Origin of the sequence: Dialister micraerophilus, from assembly GCF_947090205.1 — a bacterium.
Taxonomy (GTDB): domain Bacteria; phylum Bacillota; class Negativicutes; order Veillonellales; family Dialisteraceae; genus Dialister; species Dialister micraerophilus.
On sequence record NZ_CAMUNF010000004.1, the window covers coordinates 50474 to 72760 of the forward strand.

Here is a 22287-nt window from a genome sequence, read left to right on the forward strand (position 1 = left end):
CTATCGAGTGTACTTTTTTATTACAAACAAAAAGCGAAGAGCATCACTCTTCGCCCACATAAACTATTCAATTTTCACAAAAATCAACACTTTTTATCCTCATCAGATTTATCTTCAAAATATCTGTCGTTATTTCTTAAATCCTCCGCTTCCACATCTTCGATATTGAACTTTTCCATAAATTTTTTCATCTCAAGCTCAAGAGGATCCTCACCGAAACGATTTGTACCCTTATTACCCTTCTTGAAAAGCAAGAACAAAGAAAGAATAAAATTACACAAACCTACGATAACTAAAAATACTTCTCCACCTTCCAAAATTGAAGGATTTACCGAATACAAAATCGTACCGACAACCACCCACACAATGGAAATAATATTTGCAAAAATCAAAGGAAAAAGCACCGTTTTCGCACTGTATCCTACATCATGCAATCTTCGTATCGTAAGAGAAAGACTTGCCCACCATGAAAAAAACACATACAAAAAAACAATCGGTATAAACAAGTACAAAAGCAAATTTACATTCACCGTAAGCACCAAAAAAGCCAAAACACGTATAAATGCCGACAATGCAAACAATATCAAATTACGAATTAAAAAAGGCTTTCTGTTCAAACGTCCCTTGAAAGTAAAATACTTCTCCTTCAAAACACATAAAAATCCTTTTGAATTATTTTTTATATCCATAAACTCTCCTAAAAAAACAGTATTATAAGTATATTAATATAATATCATTCAAAAGTAAATAAAAACTCCCGCAACATTTGCTGCGGAAGTTTCGTATCAAATATCGTTATCACGATCACGCAATACACGTTTCAATATTTTACCGGTCGGATTTTTAGGAAGTTCATCAAGAGGTATAAAACGATGCGGAACCTTGAACGGTGCAAGATTTTTGAGCAAGTAACCTCTTATTTTATCCTCATCGAAAGTTTCTCCCTCTTTCATGACGATGTACGCCCAAACAGTTTCACCGCGCTTTGCATCGGGATGACCTACAACGGCACATTCTCCGACATCTTTAAGTTCATAAATACGTTCCTCGACCTCACGAGGATATACATTTTCTCCGTTTACGATAATCATATCCTTTATTCGATCGACAATGTATATATAACCTTCCTTATCCATGTACGCAATATCTCCGGTTCTGAGCCAACCGTCCTTTGTAATTGTTTCCCTTGTTTCCTTTTCACGCTTCCAATAACCCTTCATTACGTTATCGCCACGTATCCAAAGTTCACCTACCACACCGGGCTTGTACGGTTTCGTATCATCATCGGTATGAATTTTTGCCTCAACTCCCGGAATTGCTTTTCCGCAAGTAAGGTACTTAGGCTGATCAGGCGGAAGAACCGAACAAACCGGAGAAGCTTCGGTAAGACCGTATCCCTCAATAACGGGATGTCCGTACGCCTCGAAAAATGCCTGAGCAACCGGCTGCGGTAAACAAGCACCACCCGAAACGAAAAGACGCACTGTCTTAACCGGATCCGGATTACTCTTTCTTGCCATCAGATTGTAAATAGGCGGAACCATAAATGCGGTAGTTACCTTATATTTTTCAATCGAACGCAAAATTTCCGCAGGATTTTTAGTATTCAAAACGGTAATCGTACAACCCTGCAAAAGCGGATTTATAACGGAAAGTGTCCACCCGTAACAATGGAACATCGGCAACACGCACAAAGTATTATCCTCGGGATAATGAGTTACCACCATATTTGTCTGCTGTGCATTACGAATCAAATTCTTGTGAGAAAGCATCGCACCCTTCGGCGCACCGGTAGTACCGGAAGTATAAACGAAAGTACACACATCATCCTCGGTCAAATCTGAAGGGAAATCAGGAGCCTTCGGAGATTTTTCACTGCGTGCATCGCTATCCAACACATGAATATCTACCAACTTGTTTTTTATATCAAGATTTTTATCGGAAATAACGAAAATCGCCTCCGAATCATCCAAAATATAATCAACCTCACGACCGATCAGCGAATTATTTATCGGAACGATTATCGCACCCAAACTCACAACGGCCATGTACGCATAAACGAACTCGGCACAATTACCGCAATACAAACCTACCTTATTACCCTCTCTTACACCGAGAGAATAAAGCTCATTGCGATACAAATCTACAAAACGCTCCAACTCTCCGTAAGTAGCATTCGCCTTACCGCAAAAAGCTACATGATCGGGATTACCATGCTTATATATTTCATGTAAAAACATACTACACCTCTTTTTTATATTATGAACCCATTTTAACAGATATATAAAATATGTACAAACAGGTACTAATTGCAGGTACTAAAGATTGAAAATTTCATATATTATGAAATATAAATACAACTGCAAAAATTCATTTACAATACACCTTTTAGCAAGTACCTAAATATGTACAAAATTTATATACAAAAATAATAAAACTAACCTAATATAAATATGTCAATGTACTTAATATTTATTTACGGTAAAAATACTGCAAATTTTAAAATATTTATTGACATTTATAAAATACCAAATGTATTATATTTACAGTAAATTGAAAAATAATTTACATAATAGTTAATAAAATTGGAGGCAATTATGGGAAAATTAACATCCGGTAAAGATGATTATTTAAAAGCGATTTATCTTATAACCGAAGAACACGAAGTCGTTTCTAATAAAGAATTATCGGATATGCTTCAAGTTTCACCGCCGTCCGTAAGTGAAATGATTTCAAAATTACAAAAGCAAGGGCTTATAGATTACACAGCATACAAAGGAAGCAAAATAACGAAAAAAGGAAAAAAAGAAGCCGGAAAACTTCTGAGATTTCATGCACTTTGGGAAGTATTTCTCGTAGAAAAGCTCGGATTCAAATGGAGCGGAGCTCACGAACTTGCCGAAGGACTTGAACATGAAACATCGGAAGAACTTGCAGACAAACTCTCCGAATTTTTAGGTCATCCGAAACATTCACCGCATGGAGATCCTATTCCGTACAATGACGGAGTCAGAAAAGGACTCACTCACAGAATGCTTTCCGAATGCGAAGCCGGAGAAAAAACAACAATAAGACGTATTGTCGAAGACTACGAACTTATGGACTACCTGCAGAGCAAAAAAATAAAAATAGAAATGAAAGTTGAAGTAAAAGAAAAAGCCGAATACGAAGGTCCGGTACTCTTGAAAACCGAAGACGGAAATATTTGGATAAGCTACAAAGCTGCAGAACAAATCTACGTAGACGACAAGTAAAATTTTGAAACTCAAACAAATTGTTTACCAAATGAAAAATAAGACACTCGAAAGAGTGTTTTATTTTTATATTGAATAAAAATTTATATTATTCATATTTCAAATTATATTTCTCTTTTCAAATTATATTTCTTTGTCATACCGTTCTCACCATGGTATATTTAAAGTATATAAATATTTTTTCGAGGGAAAATATGGATAACAGAAAAGAAAATTACAGAAAAAATTCATCAAAAAAATCAACGGATACAATGATCGTAAGTCGTGTACCGCCGCAAAATATCGAGGCGGAACAAGCGGTATTAGGTGCAATGCTTCTTGACCGCAACGCTGTCATTACCGTTGAAGATATTCTTAGAAAAGAAGACTTTTATCGTGAAGCTCACGGAATTATTTACACCGCAATTTTAAACCTTGTAAACAACGGTAAAGAAGCGGACCTTTTGACGGTCGTGGAAGAACTTCGCAGAATGGGCAGACTTGAAGATGTGGGCGGAGTTTTATATGTAAATGAACTTCCCGAACACATAATTTCCACAAAAGGTATCGAACGTCATGCAGAAATAGTACAAAAAAAATCAAGACTCAGAAGACTCATAGACGCAGCCGGAATAATTGCCGATGCGGCATATATGGAAGAAGAAGATGTCGACGATATTACAGACCATGCGGAACGTTCCATACTGGAAGTTACAAGAGACGAACGTAAATCCGACTTCATACCGATTGGAGAAGCCGTACAACAAGAACTCACCGAAATCACCGAAAAATTCAGAAACAAAATAGGAATTACAGGACTTCCCACAGGATTTACAAGACTTGACGGAATGACAAGCGGATTTCAAAAAGGCGATTTCATAATAGTTGCGGCAAGACCTTCAATGGGAAAAACCGCATTCGTTCTCAATATGGCAAAAAATATGAGCCTTTCAACTGAACACAAAAAAGTCGCATTCTTCTCGCTTGAAATGTCACGTGAACAATTAGTACAACGTCTTTTATGCTCGACAGCATTGATAGACAGCCAAAAACTTCGTACCGGAAGAATTTCCACACAACAAGAATGGACAAACCTTGCAAATGCGGCAGGAGCTCTCATGGAAGCACCGTTATTTATTGACGACACACCGGGTATAACGGTAGGAGAAATGCGTTCAAAATGCAGAAGACTCAAAGCCGAGCGAGGACTCGACATCATAATGATAGACTATCTCCAACTCATGCAAGCAAAAGGTAACAGGAACAACGAAAACCGTCAACAGGAAATCTCGGAAATATCCAGATCGCTGAAATCACTCGCACGTGAACTCAATGTACCGGTTATCGCACTCTCGCAGCTTTCACGTGGAGTTGAATCAAGAAACGACAAAAGACCGATGCTCTCCGACCTTCGTGAATCCGGATCGCTTGAACAAGATGCCGACATGGTAACATTCCTTTATCGTGAAGCATACTACAACAAAGAAATACAAGACGGAGACCCGAAACAAAACGAAACAGAAATTATACTTTCAAAAAATCGTAACGGCCCTGTCGGAACGGTAAAAATGTACTTCGCCGGACAATTCACACTTTTCTACGAACAAACGGATCAGGAAGAACCGGAAGATATGTAACATCGATAACAAAACACACTCACACGAGTGTGTTTTAATTTAAAGTTATTTTTTTGTTAGAAAAACGAAATTTAAATTGACATTTTGAATACATCTGTTAGAATTATATCAAGCTTTATAAAACAAACTTTACAAAAAGAAGAGTAATTGAAGGGAATTTTTTCAGAGAGCTTCGTTTGGTGAGAGAAGTAAAAGGAACTTTGATGAAGATGGTCTTTTTATAGGAAATGTCGATATGTAGGCATTTACGGGATCTCCCGTTACAGAGATAAAGTATGTTGGTACTTGAGAGTGGCATTTTATGCAAAATAGGTGGTAACGCGGAATAAATTTTCGTCCTTGTTGTTTTTACAATAAGGACGTTTTTTTTACTTATTTTCTTAAATTCTTACTCTTAAAAAACAAAACAAAGAGGTGATAGAATAGAAATTTATTTTAAAAATTATTTAAAGGGGGTCGATAATGTAAGAACTCGTAATTGAAATATATAAAAATAAAAATAAAAAAGAATGATGAATGTTGTAAAGTTAAAAAAAATCCCGAGAAATCGGGTATTTTTTTATGGAATTTTATTATAAAAATAAAAATTGTAAAAATCTTAATAATATAGTAAAGTAAATACTAGCGAGGTGTTTATATGAAAAAAACATTATCTATATTATTGGCAATGACAACAATTACCGCAATGACATATGCAATGCAAAACGACCTTGAACAAGGAAATGCAAGCATAAATTTAGGAATGTGGAACACAAAAGCAGACGGAAAAAACTTTTCACAAAGCGGAAAATGGAGCTTTGACGGTGCTTTGACATACGGCTACAAAGACGGAATTGAAGCCGAACTCAGACATCATAAATTAAATACAAAAAATACGGGCGGAGATTCCAGCGAATTGAACGTACTCTACCGCTTAAGAGATGACATTACGGTATTCGGCGGACTTAATCATATATCAATGCAGGACTTCAATGTTTCAAGTCCTATAGGTGAACCTTCAAGAGCGAACAATGCACTCCAACTCGGTGTAATTGCAAAATATCCTTTAAAAAACAATATGGAAGCATATGCAAGAGGCTCATTGGGAACGAAAAAGACCGGAATTATCGAAGCCGGAGTAGATTACAACCTTGATGAAAATATAAATGTAAATGCCGGATACAGATACCTTACGACAAAAGCAAGAGAAGGAACAATGTCATATCAAGGATTTATGGCAGGCGTTTCATACAAATTCGGCACCGGTTCACATATATCAAAAAACACATATGATGATGACGACTCTTACGACTACAGTGACGATTCATACGATGACGAAAACGAACCGGAAATAACTGAACCTGCAGTTGAAAAGAAAGAAAAACCGGAAGTTGAAAATACAACAAAAACAACTCAAGAAAAAGACTACTACATCACGAGCATAAACTTTGATGAAAACTCGTCCGTACTGAAAGCGGACCAAAAAAACAAATTGGACGATTTGGTAAAAAAAGTAAAATCTTCACCGAATAAATTTAAAATTATCGGATACATAAAAGATGATGACGACAAAAAATCTACAAATGAAAGAGTAAGAAACATCGCTCAATATGCAGTAGACAACGGACTTGATATCGATCAATTCATCGGCCTTTCAAGAAAAGACGGTGACGTTGAAAAAACAAACCGTATAGACATATACGAACACAAATAAAAAGAAAAGTGGTACTTCAAAAGTATCACTTTTTTTATTTAAACTACACATAAAACAAAACATTTACCTTTATAACCAATCATGATAAAATAAAGTTATTCACAGATATATAAATTTTTTAAACACAAGTATACACACTGAAAAAAACAGATTTTATCGACAAATATTACATGTTTTAAAAAAAATTCAAAATTTATTCACAAATATTCACAATATTTTCACAATCTTTCACACAACAGAAAGGATTTATATGAACCTTTTCACTCTATGGGGTTTTATACTCGAATACATAAAAAAGAACGACCCCCAATACTACGAAATGTTCTACAAAAAAATTTTTCCGTCACTTTTGGACGAAAAAGAACTCACTATAATCACACAAGACCCTTACCTTGTAAGTTGGATAGAAGCACTCTATAAAACAAAACTTGAAACGATTATAAGTGAAAAACTTAATAAACCGATGAAAATAGTAATTTTATCAAAAGAAGATCACGAAGAAAAAAAATCGGAAAAAATACCGGACTTCATGGAAGAAGAAAAACTTCCTCTTATGGACGAAGTAAAACCTTACAATCCTCCGGAAAATATACTTATAAATATACCGAAAAACTCACAAGACATAGTACTTCCGAGCATACAAAATTACTCGAAACAAACAAAAGTAAAAGAAAAACCGGTACATAAAAGTCCCAATCCGATAAACACTGAACACACATTTGAAACATTCGTCCACGGAAACTGCAACGAAATGGCATTCCAATCGGCACTGTCGGTTGCACAAATGGCTGTAAATATGGAAGAAATGGACAAAAAAATGAATCCTCTCTTCATATACGGACCGTCGGGACTGGGAAAAACACACCTTCTTCATGCAATATGTAACTACATAAGAGAAAATGCACCGCATCTCTCATACATATTTGTATCAAGCGAAACATTTACAAACGAACTTATAGCATCAATCAAATCAAATTCGATGCCGAAATTTCGTGAAAAATACAGAAATCCGGACTACCTTCTTATAGACGACGTACAATTCTTCGGATCGAAAAACTCATCGAAAATGGAAATCTTCAACACATTCAACACACTTTTCGACAACAAAAAACACATCATACTAACAAGCGACCGTACACCAAGCGACATTGAAGAACTCGAAGACAGAATACAGACAAGATTTTCAAGCGGACTTATAGTACCGATATCTCCGCCGGACTATGAAATATGCTCGATAATTCTGGAAAAAAGAGCGGAAAAAGAAGGAATAAACATACCGTCTGAAGTAATAAACTATATAGCTGAACACATAAATACAAACGTAAGAGAACTTGACGGAGCATTCAACAAACTCGTCACATATGCAAAAGTACAGAAAAAAGAAATGACACTCGAATTTGCAAAAGAAACACTCAAAGATCAAATTCCTTTGGAACAAAATCGTGAAATTACACCGGAAATAATAATAAATACGGTTTGTAACAAATTCAACGTAAAAAAAGAAAATCTATTAGGTAAAGGACGACCGAAAAATATAGTAATACCCAGACAAATAGCAATGTACCTTTGCAGAAAAGAACTCAACCTTTCATTTCCGATACTAAGAGACATATTCAAAAGAAAAGACCACTCGACAATATTGTATGCATGCGAAAGAGTAGAAAAAGACATTGCAAAAGACAACGAAACGAAAAAAATAATAGAAGAACTTTCAAACATGTTAAAAAACATTTGAAAAAAAATGCGGTTAAATTGTGAATAACTCAAGTTGACAATAAAACTGTGAATAAATTGAAAAAGAATTCAACAATTCACAAGATTTTAAACAATCCGAAAAACGCACAAAAACTGATTTTCACAGACTTATTCACTTTTTCACACCATACTACTACTACTACTGTTTTATTAATAAAAAACAAAAGCGAAAGGAAAAACGATGAAAATAATATTCAAAAAACAAGACTTGATAAACTCACTTGAAACTGTACAACGTGCAGCACAATCAAAAGTTACATCAAATACAAACAACGGTTTCTTTATTGCTGCCAAGGATAATAAAGTAGAATTTCAAGCAAACGATTATATTGTAGGAATAAAAACATACTGCAACGCACAAATCGAAGAAGAAGGCATAACAGTCATTGCAGCACCTCAATTATTGTCTACAATAAGAATGATACCTTCCGAAGAAATAACTATGGAAATAAAAAAGAATGAAACACTTGTAACATTTAAAGCTGGACAATACATAGCAAAATTTCCTACAAGATTACATGACGATTTCCCTGAAATACTGAATATGCAAAATACCTCGAAAGCAACACTTAAATGCAAAGACTTGGTAGAAATGACAAATCTTATACAATACGCTGCAGCAAACGATAAGCAAAAACCTTTATTTACAGGAATTTTATTTGAAATAAAAGATAAAAAATTTATAATGGCCGCAACAAATACACACAGACTTGCGGTAAAAGAAATAGAATTGGAAGAAAATGCGAACGGAGAAGCAAGAATAATAGTTCCGGCGGCAATAATGACAGACGTTATAAAACTTCTTCCTGAAGGCGAAGATGAAAAAGTTGAAATAACATGGGCAAAAAATCATGTAGCATTTACATTCAACAATACATACTTCATAACATCACTTATTAACGGAGAATATCCGGACTATAAACGTGTAATACCGTCACATTTCGATGCAAAAGCCGAACTTGACTTAAATGAATTTATAGATGCAGTAAGATTTGTAAGTCCGATATCAAGAGATGTAAACTATCAGACAATAAACTTTTTCTTCTCCAACGACAAACTTGAAATATACGAAGAAGATCCGGATATCGGTAAATCCGACACGACAATACCTTTGAAACTTGAAGGAGAAAATATTGAAATAACATTCAACTGTACATATATAGAAGACATATTGAAACACTCGAAAGGTGAAAAAATAATACTTAACCTTATAAAAAACGGACCGATGCTCGTAGAACAGGAATCCGACAAAACATATAAGTATGTAGTAACACCTATGAGAGGAAGATAAAATGTATATAATACAAATTACGGGAGAATATATTCAATTAGATCAATTACTTAAAAAAGAAGGACTTATACAAACCGGCGGCGAAACTGCAATGTTTTTAAGTGAGCATAAAGTATCCTTGAACGGTATAAAAGTATTTGAAAAAAGAAAAAAAATACGCAGCGGAGATGCACTCACCATAGACGACACAGTATACAGAATAGTCGGAGTAAATGAATGAAAATAAAGAAATTCAGACTCATACAAGTGCGTAATTTCGAAAATATAGAAATAGAAACGGATAAAAATATAACTATATTTACCGGAAAAAACGGAGCAGGTAAAACAAATCTTTTAGAGTCTGTAAATTTGGCATCATTCGGAAAATCATTTCGTACAAACAAAGACGAAGAACTTATAAAATTCGACAAAAACGAATGTACGACAATACTTACATTCAATAGCGGAAAAAGCAATCATGAAATAAAAATAAAAATTTCAAAGACAAACGGAAAACAAATATTTCTAAATGAAAACAGAATAAAAAACAAAGACCTTGTAGGGATATTCAAAACAGTTTTATTCAATCCGGACGAAATGCAACTTATAAAAGGAAATCCTCAAAAAAGAAGAAGATTTCTCGACATGGAAATATCTCAAATAAATCCGAGATACTACTATGAATGGATAAATTACAAGCGTGCGGTGCAACAAAGAAATGCCGAACTTAAAAATGCACAAATTAGAGGAGTAAAACCTCAAACCGATATATGGGACATGCAAATAGCAAAAGGTGCGGCATACATAGTAAGAAAAAGAATTGAAGCAATACAAAAACTTAATGAAAGTATAGAAAAAACTGAAGAAAGACTCACAAAAAATCGTGAAAATCTGAAACTTTACTACATACAAAAAGAAAGCAAAAAAAATGAAACAAACTTCGATGTAGAATGGTATATACATAAACTTTTGGAAAAAAGACATGAAGACATAAAATTCTGTCAAACATCCGTAGGTCCGCACAGAGATGACATACTTTTTCTCTTAAACGGAAAAGACATATCGAAGTACGGATCGCAAGGACAACAAAGAACTGCAATACTTTCCATAAAACTTTCCGAAATGGAATTTATAAAAAAAGAAACCGGAGAATATCCCGTACTTCTCTTGGACGATGTAGGAAGTGAATTGGACGGAGAAAGAAAAAAAATACTTTTTGAATATGTAAAAGAAAAAGATATACAGACAATTATGACAATGACGGAAAAACCTGCATATATAGAAGGAAAAGAAATACAAATAAAATAAACCCGCAAAAGCGGGTTTTTATTGTATCAATTAAAATTTACTTCTCGGAATATACTTCAAAGCATTATTTACTTCAAGATCACTGATATTTTGCAAAGGTTTATGAATAAGCAAAGAAAGTAAAAACTTCTTTTCATCAACGGTATCCTGATTTTTAAAAATTTTGTCCTTGTAACGTGAAATCAACATATTTCTTGCATCGCTGAAAGACTCGAAAGAACAAGGAAAAATTTCATTTACCTCATTGTAATTAAGATGAGGTTTTTTCTTTAAAATAATAACTATTGCATGCTTTTTCTTTCGTTCCAAAACATTTTCACACAAAACGCAAATTTTTTTACTCGGAGGACAAAGAGCGGAGCATAAAATACAAGGAGTATATGAAGATAAAAGCTCTCCTTTTCTTATTTTAAAAAGCTCCAACATAAAATCTTTAAAAGGTACTTTTAAATCATCATTTTTTATATGATTATCAATCCATCTTAAAATTTGATTTTTTTCTTTTTCATCCAAATCTGCGGAATGAATGTTTTTCAATAAATTATTGTTTTTATTTACCTTGTCTATTGAAAGAAAAGATTTTCTTTTTACAAAATTTGAACCTACGACAAAACGTAAATCCGTAAAATTGAAATTATAAGGAAGAGCATTTATTTTTGAAAGCAAATCTCTTTTCAACATATGCAACTGATTTTTCCAAACGGAATTTGTAACCTGAATGAAAAGAACGGAATTTACGAATTTCAAAACAAAAGACTCTTTTGCAAGGAGAGAACCTGCAATATTTTCCCAAGACTTTTGTAAAATAAAAAGTTTGTAATTTTCATTATTTTTAAAAAGGGAATCCAATAAAGAATTTTCAAAAATTTTAGAAACTTCGACTAATTTTCTATCCATAAATCCCCCTTTATGTTTCATGTGAAACTTTTATATATTTTAACATAAAAAATTATAATTCTGTTATAATGAAAAAAGGATATAAAAAAAGGATATCAAAAAAGGAGACAAATATGAATGAACGTATGATAAATCTCATAAACAGTTTGCCGAATGAACAGAAAAAATATGTACTTGACAATTTCGCACACAAAGAAAAAAGTTTGTTTATAGGATATTTATTATGGTTTTTCTTCGGATGTCACTATTTCTATGTAGGTAAACCTTTTGTAAATATACTTTATCTTATAACCGGCGGCGGATTTTTAATATGGGCATTTTGTGATTTGTTCAGAATGAAAGGTATAATACAAAGGAAAAATGAAGAAATAATTTTGAATTTAATTTACGAATCAAAAATGTTTTAAAATACTTAAACAGTTGTAAATTTTAAAAAGTGAAAAATATCTGATAAATAAAAAAGAATGAAAACAATAATTTCAGCGCTTTCATTCTTTTTTTGTTTTATAAAATTTTCAAAATTTCTTTACATGCTCTTTCTATATCATTGTATGTAGATTCAAAATCTCTTGTAAACCACGGATCGGCGACATTTTTATCTTCACCGACAAAAGACATCAACTTACGTATTTTTTTATCGGGGTCACCATTTGTTATTTTCTTTACCTGATTTACGTTATTTTCATCCATTACTATTAAAATATCCGCATTGTTGTAATCAACCAAAGTCATTTTTCTTGATTGACGTTTTGTATAAGGAATATTTTTTTCATCCAAAACTTCCTTTGTTGCATAATAAGTATCGTTACCTTTTTCATCATTTGTAGCGGCAAGCGAATTTATACTTACATTTTTTATTCCTGCTTTTTTTGCCATATCTTTCAATACAAATTCAGCCATAGGCGATCTGCAAATGTTTCCATGACAAATAAAAAGTATGTTTTTCATTTAATCTCCATATCTTCAAACTTCAAATTTTGAAAATCTACAGAATTTTTATCTACATGACTTGCATCTGTTTCAACAATTTTCCAATGATTTTCATCATCGCCCTCTTCTATATACAAAGCGTACTGCCTAACTATAATCAGAAAAGAGGTTTTATCATTGTTTATTTTTTTTGAAACACGAAAATCTCCGTTACTTACATTGTAAGTTTTTTTCCATACAATCACACCGTTTTGATGGATATTTATCGTCATTTTATTTCCAACACGTTCCATGTCGAATTGTGTAAGTTTATCCATATCGTCTTTCATTATGAAAGTGGAAGTTTCACGATCGGTATTAACATCGGAAACTTTTTTCGAAGTGTATGTCATTTCTTTTGAAATATTTATATTTCCGGCTTTCAATGTAAAAGGAATTGTTGTAAGTGCGAGTAAACAAAAAAATATTTTTGTATATTTGTTCATGATTTACTCCTTTTTGGGTTTTTCGTTATTTTTTAAAAGTTCGCAATGAACTGCTTCCTTGTGAAGTACATTTTCCCATGAATCAGTTGCGACCATTTCTCCTTCTTCATCTATGAAATATCGTTTAGAAGGGAGTAATCTTCCTGTTTTCAAGAAATTCGGAGCGGTAAAACCTTTACCGATAACATCTGTCGCATCGATTATGAAAATAAATGCGTTTTTATCTACTTCTTCCACCAATTTACGCAATTTGCTTATCTGTGTCAAGGAAATAATTGAAAAAACGATTTGCTTTTCACGTCCGCTGAACGTACCTTGACCGTAAAGAAGAGTTGCACCGTGATGGATATTTCTCAAAATAGTATCTGAAATTTCAAGAGGATAATCTGAAATTATAAATGCCGCCTTGCGTTTTGCAAAACCTAAAACAACACGATTTGAAAACATTGCATTCAAGTACATTGCAATGAGAGTGCATACCGCCGGTTCGATTTGAAATATGAACATGCTCGATAAAATTATCAAAATATTTATACATAAAACAACATTTCCTATTTCTATATTGTAATATTTTTTTATCATCGCACCGATAATATCAAGTCCGCCAGTAGAACTTCCGTAGCGATAAAGAAGACCCATGGACGAACCCATAATAAAGGCACCTGCAATTGCCGAAACTATGGGAGTATGTACCGGAACAATTTTTGAAAGTGAAACCGTAAGGTCCAAAAAACCTGAAGAAAGAACCGTACTTATAATTGCAAAGAGCGTGTACCTTTTACCCATGTACTTGTAAGATAAATAAAGTAAAGGTATGTTTGCAAGTAAATTCGTAAGACCGATAGGAAAACCTGTAATGTAGTACAAAATCATTGCAATACCGGTAAAACCGCCGGACAAAAATTTATGCGGTATCATGAACGTATTCAAACCGATTGCATAGATAAAAGTACCTATTAAAGTCACTAAAAACTGTATTAAAAAACTTTTTTTATCGATTGTTTTAATTTTTTTTGATCGAGTAGGCATAAATCCTCCTGAAAATAAAAAATTTAAGCAACCTATATTATACAACGTTTAAAATAAAAAATCTTCTTTATGTATTATGTATGTAATATATCCATATGGTAAAATAAAAAGTGTTTTATGAAGAAGTATTAACAAAAGAGGTGAAACCTTGAACTTCGGCAAAATCGGAAAAATTGCAAGCAAAAATAATGACATGTTCAACCATTTAAATACAAAAATAATTATAGAAATGGTTTTGAAAGGTGCAATTGTAGGACTTTTCGGAGGTATCGGAGGAGCGACATTTAGATACGGAATACAATTCATGGATCATTTCCGTGACAATTTGATGAGTTACACGGATATTACATCTGTAATTTTATGGATAATACTCGTTTCATTTTTGGGAATAATTGCATACTTTCTCTTGAAATGGGAACCGATGTCGGGAGGATCCGGAATACCGCAAATCGAAGGTGAAATGATGGGACTTTTCGACATGCGTGCAGTTCCGGTAGCGGTATCAAAATACCTAGGAGGACTTTTCAATGCTCTTGCCGGTTTTTCACTCGGACGTGAAGGACCGTCAGTACAACTGGGCGGAGCGATAGGAAAAGGAGTATCCAAATTATTCAAATCCACACTGCGTGAAGAAAGAATTCTGATATCGGCAGGAGCCGCCGCAGGACTTACAGCGGCATTTTCGGCACCGGTATCGGGAGCCGTATTCGTATTTGAAGAAGTACACAAAAGTTTCTATCCGAAACTTGTAATACCCACATTTTCGGCGGTACTCGTATCAAACTTCGTCACAAGCGTAATATTCGATCTTAAACCGTCACTGGGATTTTCCGTAATGAAAGGACTTCCTCTATACTACTTCGGACACCTTCTGTTTTTAGGAGTATTTGTAGGAATAGTCGGAGTAATATTCAACAAAGTATTACTTGGATACAAAACACTCTACAACAAAATAAAAATACACAATGCAATAAAACTTGTAATAACGTTTATAGCGGTATCGGCAATAGGATACTCATACCATGAACTCTTGGGCGGAGGAAACTCGCTTGTCGGAATGCTCGCACAACATAGATACGCCGCAATGTACCTCTTTATGATAATTTGCGGAAAAATTCTTCTCACATCATTTTGTTTCGGCAGCGGAGTACAAGGAGGAATATTTCTTCCGATACTAGTCATAGGAGCATCATCCGGAGCATTTATGCAAGAAATAATGCTCACAATCGGAATGAGTCTTCCGGAATACCTTCCGCAAATAGTAATATGTGCAATGGGCGGAATACTTGCATCCACAATCAGATCGCCATTGCTTTCGATACTTCTCGTACTTGAAATGACAAACAGCTTCAACAACATATACGCAATAGGAACGGTAACAATAGTATCCTACCTTGTAGCGGAACTTTTGAAAGAACCGCCCGTATACGACTCGCTGCTTTGGAGAATGATAAAAGGAGTAGTACCGACATCACTTGAACAAACATTCTTTGAAACGAAAATACCTGTCACAAGCACAAAAACAGGTAAAAAACTCAAAGAACTCGGTATACCACAACACATACTCATAGTAAGCATAGAAAGACTCGGAGCACACATAGTACCGGACGCAAATACGACACTGCAAGTAGGAGACTCGCTATCGGTATCATGTCCGAAAAAAGCACTCAAAGAAACAAAGAAATTTTTTAAAACATAAGAGAAAAATGGAAAAAATAACAGAAAAAGCACATGCAAAAATAAATCTTACACTGACGGTAGGAAAAAAACGTAAAGACGGATACCATGAAATAGACACGATAATGCACGCAATAGACCTACATGACACGATAACACTCGAAAAAAGTGAAAACCTGAAACTTACCGTAGAAGAAGGAAAAGCACCCGAAAAAGAAGAAAACCTCATGTGGAAAACGGCAGAAGAATTTTATAAAAAAATAAAAGAAAAACCGCAAGTACACATGAAATTATACAAAAGAATACCCGCACAAGCAGGACTCGGAGGAGGATCGGCAGATGCGGCGGCAGTACTTAGAGGACTGAACAAACTAACAAAAGCAAACCTCACAAAAGAAGAACTATGTGAAATAGGTGTAAAATACGGAGCCGACATACCCTTCTGTATCTATGAAGGAAGTGCAAGATGCAGAGGTATAGGAGAAAAAATAAAAGAAATAAAAAAATACGAAAATATACCCCTCATCATAGTACAAAGCGAAACTACAATAAGCACAAAAGAAGCATACGAAGAAATCGACAAAAGCGGAAAAAGAAACATAAATAAAAACGAAACGGTAATACAAGCAATAGAAGAAAGAAATATAAAAAAACTGAAAGAAAACATATACAACGACTTCGAAAAAGCACTCTTTGAAAAAAACAAAGAACTGAAAGAAATAAAAAAAGAACTGAAAAAAATATCGGAAACAGTCCAAATGTCGGGATCGGGATCCGCATTCTTCATAATATGCGAAAAAGAAGAACAAGAAAAAATAATGAAAAAATTGAAAGAAACAAAAAAATTCAAATTCATACAAAAAGCAACAACAATATAAAAAAAGAGCCGAAAGGCTCTTTTTGCATGTTATAGAGTTTTATTTTTTATTCAACGAACAACTCATAAACTCTCTTATTGTAAGATTATAATTTCAGAAGTTTTTCGGTAGATTTTATTACATTTTCTACCGGTACTTCATCAGGCGAAATAAATTCCGAACTTTCGATAAATTCAAAAGATTTATTTATAAATTCAAAAATTTGCTTTCCTTTAAGGCATATCGAATTTGTGCCGTATGGACCGAATGTTGTAGGATTTCCGGAACTGAAAATTCCAACAATCGGAAGTTTTTGAGATGCGGCGGCATGCATCGGACCGCTGTCATTTGAAATGAAAAGCGAGCAACGTTTCAATGCGGCGATAAATTCTCCTATTTTAAACTTACCGGTTGCAATTATAGGAGTAGTTTTCATGTGTGAAACTGTTTCATTTACAAGTTTTTTATCGAAATTGCTGCCGAAAATAATCGTTTTATAACCTTTATTTGAAAAATAATCTGCAACTTTTGCAAAATTTTCAGGTTTCCAACATTTTCTTAAAACTGCACTTCCTACATGAAAACCGATTAATTTATCGTCTTTTTTTATATTGTTTTCAATGTAAAAATTTTCAGCTTTTTTATCCCATTCGTTAGATGTAAAAATTTGAAGACCGCTATTTTCTTTATCTTTTATTCCTAATTGATTGAGTATATTTATAAAGCGTTCAGCATTATGTAAAGTATAATTTATAGGAGTGTAAAAATTGAAAAATTTTTTAAAAATCGGTGCTGAAGTACCTGTAAGTTTTTTCGATCGTGATAAAAGACATATTAATGAGGTACGTTCATTTGGATGAAGATTTATTGTTATATCGAATTTTTGTTTACGAAGTTTTTTTCCTATACGCCAAATACCGGAAATTGAATTATCTTTTCCTTTTTTGTCGATTGTTTCAATATGGTCTATATTCGGATTGTATTTAACGACATCTTCAAGTTTTTTATCAACCAGAAGTGTAATTTCCGAATTTTTTGCATTACGACGTAAAATTTCCAAAAAAGGTGTAATTGTTACCAAATCTCCGAAATACATAAGGTATGTAACTAAAATTTTTTTATTATTGAAGTCAAACATTTTAAACCTCTTATATTTTGTTTCAGTATTTTATTTCAGTATTGATTATATAATATATCTTTAATCTGTATTTTACAAAAAATTCTCTTGCTTCAGTTGCGAAACGAGAGAATTTTTGTTTACCATCCGCTTTTTCTCCAGAATGTCGGATAGAAGAGTATTATGAGCGGGAATGCTTCGAGTCTTCCTATAAGCATTGAGAAGCATATCGCTATTTTGCTCAGTGTCGGAAGTGCTGCATAGTTCATTGTCGGGCCGAATTGTCCGAATGCCGGTCCGGTGTCGCTCATTGTCGCTATTGAAAGTCCCAGTGCATCTCGTGTCGCTATTCCGTCAAAGAGGAATATGAGTATAAATATTATGCATAGTACCGAGTATACGAAGAAGTATCTGAATACGTCCAGGAGTACGGTATTGTCGTAGTTTTCCGTATCTGTGTGGAGGTGCATTGTGAATTTCGGATTGAGTTTGTATCTTATGAGTGCGTATACGCCTTTCAGGAGTATTATCAATCGTATTATTTTAAAGCCGCCGGATGTAGATCCGCCGCTTCCTCCTACGAACATGAGCATGAGGCATATCCATTTCGAGAATGTCGGCCATGTGTCGAAGTCTACCGTTACAAATCCCGTTGTCGAGGATAGTGATGATGCTGTGAAGAATGTGTCGTGAAGTGCTTGCATGAAGGGTATGTCGGCTTGCATATTGAGGTTTATCGCCGTTATAAGTGTTCCGAATGCGAGCATTGCAAAGTATCCTTTGAATTCCGCATCTTTGAATATTGTTTTCCAGCCTTTTTTCCATGCTATTACGTATACGCTGAAGTTTATTGCCGAGATTGCCATGAATATCGCTATGGCGGTTTCGAGCATCGGATTTTTGAATTCCGCTATGCTTCCGTTGTTTGTTGAAAATCCTCCGGTTGCCGTTGTGGAGAATGCGTGGTTCAGTGCGGTAAGGAAGTCCAGTCCGAGTACCATGTATACTGCGGTTGCAAGTAAGGTTATTATCGTGTATACGATGAAGAGCGCTTTTGTCATTTCTTTTATGCGGGGCATTGCTGTTGAGGATACGGGGCCGCTGCTTTCGGTATATAGCATTCTTGCCGTTCCTTTTTGGAATTGAGGAAAAAGTGCAATGAAGAATACTATTATTCCCAGTCCGCCTATCCAGTGTGTCATGCTGCGAAAGAAGAGCAGACTTTGAGGCATTGCTTCCACGTTGTTTATTATGGTGGCGCCGGTTCCGGTAAGTCCCGAGATACTTTCAATTAAACTGTCCAAAAATGAAATTGAAAAGAATGTGTAGGGTATCGCATATAAAAGTGAGATTACTATCCAACCCAACGATGTGACTGCCATGCCTTCACGTGTGGATATTTCTACGCTTTCACGTCCGTTTTGGTAGAAGAAAAGAAATAAAAGCAGTGATATGCCTATTGTTATAAAGTAAGGAGTTGAAGGTTCGTTGTAGAAAAATGCAAGCATGAGTGAGGGAATGAGTGCAAGTCCGCTTGCAAAAAGAAGTCTTGCAAGCATGAAAAAAAGCATTTCTATATTCATAGTCCCTCCTTACCAACGATTGATAATACGATCTTTTATTTTAAAGAACATAATCATTACCGGAAATATTTCACATCTTCCGATAATCATAAGTATAATTGAAAATGTTTTTATAAACGGAGAAAATGTCGAGAATTCGTTTATTCCGTAAATCATTGCTCCGCTTCCCGCACTTGTAAGGCAGCTTATGGAAATTCCAAGTGCTTCCGTCATTGTAAATCCGTCCAAAGACAGTATTGCAGATGATACGAATATTATGAAAATGTACGAAAAGAATAAAACGGGTATGTAGATAAAATCATTTACGGGTATGAGATTTTTACCGAGTCTTATGTCTGAAATTTGATGAGGATGTACCATTTGGCGTATTCCTCTTGATACCGTTTTGAAAAGTACGATAAGTCTGAAAATTCTGAATCCTCCGCCCATCGATCCTATGCAACCTCCGAAGAAGAGTAAAAGAAGCATGAGGAATTTATCAAATTCCGGGAAGTTTGCAATGGATTTCGTTGCAAATCCGGTTGTCGACAGGAATGATGCACTGTAGAAAAACGCAACTTTTACGGATTGAGTAAGGTCAAAGTATTTCGTACTGTACATATGAATTGCAAAGAGTGATGCTATTACAAAGAATGATGCAAGGTAAATATGCAGTTCTTTGTCGTTTTTGAATGAAATATTGTAATTCTTTTTGAATAAAGGATGATAGAACATCAAGTTTGAGCCGCCGATCAGTATTGCGATTATGCAAAGTACGAGTGACGAAAGCGGCAGATTTTGTATAGTCGAGGGTATGATTGCGCCTGCGGTCGAAACTGTGCGAAGTGCAAGTTTGAGTGAGCTGTATATCGGAAATCCCGCCAAGTAAAAAAGACAAAGTATAATAAGGGAAAGAAGTGAATATATTTTAAAAACGTCAATACTTATCGAAAGCATGCGATTGTGACTCGGACGGAAAATTCCTCTTGATGATATTGAAAGTATAGATCCAGAGCGTGGTGAAAGTCTTGAAAAAACCGTCAAAAGCATAATTGCGAAGTGGAGTCCGCCGCTCCATTTCAAAAGGTCTCGCCACAAAATCAAGGAACTCGGTGCATTTGTATGGTGAATTATATCCATTCCGGTGGTTGTAAGTGATGAAATGCTTTCAAAAAAAGCATCCAAAGGGACGAGCATACCGGAAAAAACAAAAGGGAGCATACCGAAAAATGCCAGCCAAATCCACAAAGAGGGCAAAAGATATACTCCTGTCATCAAAGGAAGAGTGTAATTATTTCGTTTGTGAAAATATACACAAATCGAGCCGATTATAAATGTAAATAAAAAAGAGAACACGAAAGGAACGACATTTTCAGATAAATACAAAGCATCTGCAATTGCCGGTAAATGAAGTAAAGATTGGAAAAGGGTAAAAAGACCCAATATGTAGAAATAAACTCTGAAATCCATTACGATTCATTTCCCTTTAAAAAATCCATAATATTGGAAGCATCGGAAGATTTCGTAATAATTATTACACGATCGCCGGTCTTGAGAATTGTTTTACCTTTAGGAATAAAAGCTTCTCCGTCACGTACGTAAGCGCCGATAAGGCATTCTTTCGGCATATCTATATCCATAAGAGGTTTGTCGGAAACGGGTGAACCTTCCTGAAGAATAAGTTCCAAAGCTTCGACTTTTGCATCCTCGAGGAACGAAACTGAAACAAGTCCTCCTTTACGTATAAAAGCGAGAACTTCTTCCGCTGCAATAAGACGAGTTGAAAGAACGACATCGACACCTATTTTTTCCATCAAATTTACATAATCGCTTTGTGCGACACGCACAACGGTTTTCTTTGCACCGGCATGTTTTGAAATGAGTGCCATCATCATATTCAATCTGTCATCTCCGGTAGTGCAGATAACCGCATCCGCATCGGAAACGCCTTCTTCCATAAGAAGATCTATATCGGTAGCATCGCCGCAAATAACCGCTGAATTGTTCAAAATCTCGGCAGCATCCTTGCAACGATCTTCATTATTGTCTATAAGTTTTACGGAAACACCGTTTTTCTCCAAAAGAGGAGCAAGAGCAAGACCGGTACGACCTGCACCGATAACTATTACACGATGAACCTTGCCCGTATCCATCGGAACGAAAGAGTGACTGAACTTTTCTATTTCCTTGGGATCTCCGATAAAGTAAACACTGTCGAAAGGGCGAATTATATCATTACCGTGAGGAATAATCATTTCATGGTCTCTGAAAATCATGGCGGCAAGAATGGTATCCGGAAGATTCAAATCTTTCAAAGCCATATTTGCAAAATGTGACTTCATGGGAATATTCGTCTCAAAAAGACGTACTTTGCCGTTTGCAAAATCTTCAATATTCAAAGAAAGAGGAGCCATTAAAATACGATTCATCTCGTAAGCGGTAACCTGCTCGGGACTGATTGCAAGATCGATGTCGAAATTTTCACGCATAAATTCATCGGTCTCGTTAATATACTTGCTGTCACGAATGCGTGCGATAGTATGAGAAATACCCATCTTTTTTGCAAGAATACATGCAATGATATTTACTTCGTCATAACGTGTCGTTGCAACCAAAATATCTGCGGAAGAAATATCATTATCACGCAAAGTCGAGGGTGAAGACGCATCCGACTCGATAGTAAGTACATCTAAAGTATTTTTTACAAGATTAAGAGAATCTTCATCATTATCCACAACGATGACATCATGATCCTCATTTGAAAGAAGTTCGGCGATACTGTAACCTAAATCACCGGCTCCCAAAATAACGATACGCATAAAAACCTCCTCTTATAC

20 protein-coding genes and 1 other annotated feature are annotated in these 22287 nt (G+C 34.9%); of the genes, 10 read left to right on the forward strand and 10 right to left on the reverse strand.

The window, feature by feature from the left end; genetic code table 11:
- Positions 1 to 83 precede the first annotated feature (83 nt).
- A complete protein-coding gene (locus P6922_RS03505; protein ID WP_276874337.1) occupies positions 84 to 689 on the reverse strand; it encodes a DUF805 domain-containing protein in 606 nt (201 codons plus the stop codon).
- Between the two features lie 96 nt (positions 690 to 785).
- Entirely contained in the window at positions 786 to 2240 is a 1455-nt protein-coding gene (locus P6922_RS03510; protein WP_276874339.1) for a class I adenylate-forming enzyme family protein, read from the reverse strand.
- A 357-nt stretch (positions 2241 to 2597) separates the two neighbouring features.
- On the opposite strand from P6922_RS03510, the gene P6922_RS03515 reads away from it, so the two are divergent.
- The 7 genes from P6922_RS03515 (at position 2598) to recF (ending at position 10896) form a co-directional block, all read left to right on the forward strand.
- A complete protein-coding gene (locus P6922_RS03515) occupies positions 2598 to 3254 on the forward strand; it encodes a metal-dependent transcriptional regulator (RefSeq protein ID WP_007554820.1) in 657 nt (218 codons plus the stop codon).
- Between the two features lie 194 nt (positions 3255 to 3448).
- A complete protein-coding gene (gene dnaB / locus P6922_RS03520; protein WP_276874341.1) occupies positions 3449 to 4870 on the forward strand; it encodes a replicative DNA helicase in 1422 nt (473 codons plus the stop codon).
- A gap of 122 nt (positions 4871 to 4992) precedes the next feature.
- Positions 4993 to 5214: a binding site (T-box leader), on the forward strand.
- Between the two features lie 293 nt (positions 5215 to 5507).
- On the forward strand, positions 5508 to 6563 hold the full coding sequence (locus P6922_RS03525; protein WP_276874344.1) for an outer membrane beta-barrel protein: 1056 nt from the start codon (positions 5508 to 5510) through the stop codon (positions 6561 to 6563).
- A gap of 250 nt (positions 6564 to 6813) precedes the next feature.
- Entirely contained in the window at positions 6814 to 8298 is a 1485-nt protein-coding gene (gene dnaA / locus P6922_RS03530; protein WP_276874346.1) for a chromosomal replication initiator protein DnaA, read from the forward strand.
- Between the two features lie 201 nt (positions 8299 to 8499).
- Positions 8500 to 9609, forward strand: coding sequence for a DNA polymerase III subunit beta (dnaN, locus tag P6922_RS03535; RefSeq protein ID WP_276874349.1), 1110 nt, complete (start codon positions 8500 to 8502; stop codon positions 9607 to 9609).
- Position 9610: 1 nt separating this feature from the next.
- A complete protein-coding gene (locus P6922_RS03540) occupies positions 9611 to 9829 on the forward strand; it encodes an RNA-binding S4 domain-containing protein (RefSeq protein ID WP_276874351.1) in 219 nt (72 codons plus the stop codon).
- Positions 9826 to 10896 carry a DNA replication/repair protein RecF gene (recF, locus tag P6922_RS03545; protein WP_276874353.1) on the forward strand — a complete coding sequence of 357 codons (1071 nt, stop codon included), beginning with the start codon at positions 9826 to 9828 and terminating at the stop codon, positions 10894 to 10896. The genes P6922_RS03540 and recF overlap by 4 nt, the downstream gene beginning before the upstream one ends.
- A gap of 30 nt (positions 10897 to 10926) precedes the next feature.
- Here recF and P6922_RS03550 read toward each other — a convergent pair whose 3' ends face one another.
- Positions 10927 to 11793, reverse strand: coding sequence for a DciA family protein (locus P6922_RS03550; RefSeq protein ID WP_276874355.1), 867 nt, complete (start codon positions 11791 to 11793; stop codon positions 10927 to 10929).
- A 113-nt stretch (positions 11794 to 11906) separates the two neighbouring features.
- Between P6922_RS03550 and P6922_RS03555 the strand changes: the two genes are divergently transcribed.
- A complete protein-coding gene (locus P6922_RS03555; protein ID WP_276874357.1) occupies positions 11907 to 12200 on the forward strand; it encodes a TM2 domain-containing protein in 294 nt (97 codons plus the stop codon).
- 97 nt (positions 12201 to 12297) lie between these two features.
- Here the strand turns inward: P6922_RS03555 and P6922_RS03560 are convergent, their stop codons facing one another.
- From P6922_RS03560 to P6922_RS03570, 3 genes are read right to left on the reverse strand one after another with little or no spacing between them, the layout of a single operon-like run.
- Entirely contained in the window at positions 12298 to 12741 is a 444-nt protein-coding gene (locus tag P6922_RS03560; RefSeq protein WP_276874358.1) for a low molecular weight protein-tyrosine-phosphatase, read from the reverse strand.
- Positions 12738 to 13208, reverse strand: coding sequence for a hypothetical protein (locus P6922_RS03565; RefSeq protein WP_276874360.1), 471 nt, complete (start codon positions 13206 to 13208; stop codon positions 12738 to 12740). The genes P6922_RS03560 and P6922_RS03565 overlap by 4 nt, the downstream gene beginning before the upstream one ends.
- A 3-nt stretch (positions 13209 to 13211) precedes the next feature.
- A complete protein-coding gene (locus P6922_RS03570; protein ID WP_276874362.1) occupies positions 13212 to 14237 on the reverse strand; it encodes a YitT family protein in 1026 nt (341 codons plus the stop codon).
- A gap of 148 nt (positions 14238 to 14385) precedes the next feature.
- Here P6922_RS03570 and P6922_RS03575 point away from each other — a divergent pair, with 148 nt between their 5' ends.
- Both P6922_RS03575 and ispE read left to right on the forward strand, forming a co-directional pair.
- Complete coding sequence (locus P6922_RS03575; RefSeq protein WP_276874364.1) at positions 14386 to 15936, forward strand: ClC family H(+)/Cl(-) exchange transporter; 1551 nt, start codon at positions 14386 to 14388, stop codon at positions 15934 to 15936.
- Between the two features lie 7 nt (positions 15937 to 15943).
- Positions 15944 to 16792: a 4-(cytidine 5'-diphospho)-2-C-methyl-D-erythritol kinase gene (ispE, locus tag P6922_RS03580; protein ID WP_276874366.1), complete on the forward strand. Its 849-nt coding sequence runs from the start codon at positions 15944 to 15946 to the stop codon at positions 16790 to 16792.
- Positions 16793 to 16877: 85 nt separating this feature from the next.
- Here ispE and P6922_RS03585 read toward each other — a convergent pair whose 3' ends face one another.
- The 4 genes from P6922_RS03585 to trkA all read right to left on the reverse strand — a co-directional run bounded on the left by P6922_RS03585 (position 16878) and on the right by trkA (position 22269).
- Positions 16878 to 17909 (reverse strand): glycosyltransferase family 9 protein, encoded by a 1032-nt coding sequence (locus P6922_RS03585; protein WP_276874369.1) that lies wholly within the window; start codon positions 17907 to 17909, stop codon positions 16878 to 16880.
- Positions 17910 to 18028: 119 nt separating this feature from the next.
- The gene (locus P6922_RS03590) at positions 18029 to 19471 is read right to left on the reverse strand and encodes a TrkH family potassium uptake protein (protein ID WP_276874371.1); all 1443 of its coding nucleotides are present in this window, start codon (positions 19469 to 19471) and stop codon (positions 18029 to 18031) included.
- Between the two features lie 9 nt (positions 19472 to 19480).
- Complete coding sequence (locus P6922_RS03595) at positions 19481 to 20920, reverse strand: potassium transporter TrkG (RefSeq protein ID WP_276874373.1); 1440 nt, start codon at positions 20918 to 20920, stop codon at positions 19481 to 19483.
- Positions 20920 to 22269, reverse strand: a complete 1350-nt coding sequence (trkA, locus tag P6922_RS03600; protein WP_007554886.1) for a Trk system potassium transporter TrkA — start codon at positions 22267 to 22269, stop codon at positions 20920 to 20922. The genes P6922_RS03595 and trkA overlap by 1 nt, the downstream gene beginning before the upstream one ends.
- Positions 22270 to 22287: the final 18 nt, after the last annotated feature.

Coding starts and splice junctions, on each gene's coding strand:
- trkA (WP_007554886.1), bottom strand. CDS start 22,269: ATGCGTATCGTTATTTTGGGAGCCGGTGATTTAGGTTACAGTATCGCC.
- dnaA (WP_276874346.1), top strand. CDS start 6,814: ATGAACCTTTTCACTCTATGGGGTTTTATACTCGAATACATAAAAAAG.
- P6922_RS03595 (WP_276874373.1), bottom strand. CDS start 20,920: ATGGATTTCAGAGTTTATTTCTACATATTGGGTCTTTTTACCCTTTTC.
- P6922_RS03525 (WP_276874344.1), top strand. CDS start 5,508: ATGAAAAAAACATTATCTATATTATTGGCAATGACAACAATTACCGCA.
- dnaN (WP_276874349.1), top strand. CDS start 8,500: ATGAAAATAATATTCAAAAAACAAGACTTGATAAACTCACTTGAAACT.
- recF (WP_276874353.1), top strand. CDS start 9,826: ATGAAAATAAAGAAATTCAGACTCATACAAGTGCGTAATTTCGAAAAT.
- P6922_RS03585 (WP_276874369.1), bottom strand. CDS start 17,909: ATGTTTGACTTCAATAATAAAAAAATTTTAGTTACATACCTTATGTAT.
- P6922_RS03540 (WP_276874351.1), top strand. CDS start 9,611: ATGTATATAATACAAATTACGGGAGAATATATTCAATTAGATCAATTA.
- P6922_RS03505 (WP_276874337.1), bottom strand. CDS start 689: ATGGATATAAAAAATAATTCAAAAGGATTTTTATGTGTTTTGAAGGAG.
- P6922_RS03560 (WP_276874358.1), bottom strand. CDS start 12,741: ATGAAAAACATACTTTTTATTTGTCATGGAAACATTTGCAGATCGCCT.
- P6922_RS03565 (WP_276874360.1), bottom strand. CDS start 13,208: ATGAACAAATATACAAAAATATTTTTTTGTTTACTCGCACTTACAACA.
- P6922_RS03570 (WP_276874362.1), bottom strand. CDS start 14,237: ATGCCTACTCGATCAAAAAAAATTAAAACAATCGATAAAAAAAGTTTT.
- P6922_RS03515 (WP_007554820.1), top strand. CDS start 2,598: ATGGGAAAATTAACATCCGGTAAAGATGATTATTTAAAAGCGATTTAT.
- P6922_RS03555 (WP_276874357.1), top strand. CDS start 11,907: ATGAATGAACGTATGATAAATCTCATAAACAGTTTGCCGAATGAACAG.
- P6922_RS03510 (WP_276874339.1), bottom strand. CDS start 2,240: ATGTTTTTACATGAAATATATAAGCATGGTAATCCCGATCATGTAGCT.
- P6922_RS03550 (WP_276874355.1), bottom strand. CDS start 11,793: ATGGATAGAAAATTAGTCGAAGTTTCTAAAATTTTTGAAAATTCTTTA.
- dnaB (WP_276874341.1), top strand. CDS start 3,449: ATGGATAACAGAAAAGAAAATTACAGAAAAAATTCATCAAAAAAATCA.
- ispE (WP_276874366.1), top strand. CDS start 15,944: ATGGAAAAAATAACAGAAAAAGCACATGCAAAAATAAATCTTACACTG.
- P6922_RS03590 (WP_276874371.1), bottom strand. CDS start 19,471: ATGAATATAGAAATGCTTTTTTTCATGCTTGCAAGACTTCTTTTTGCA.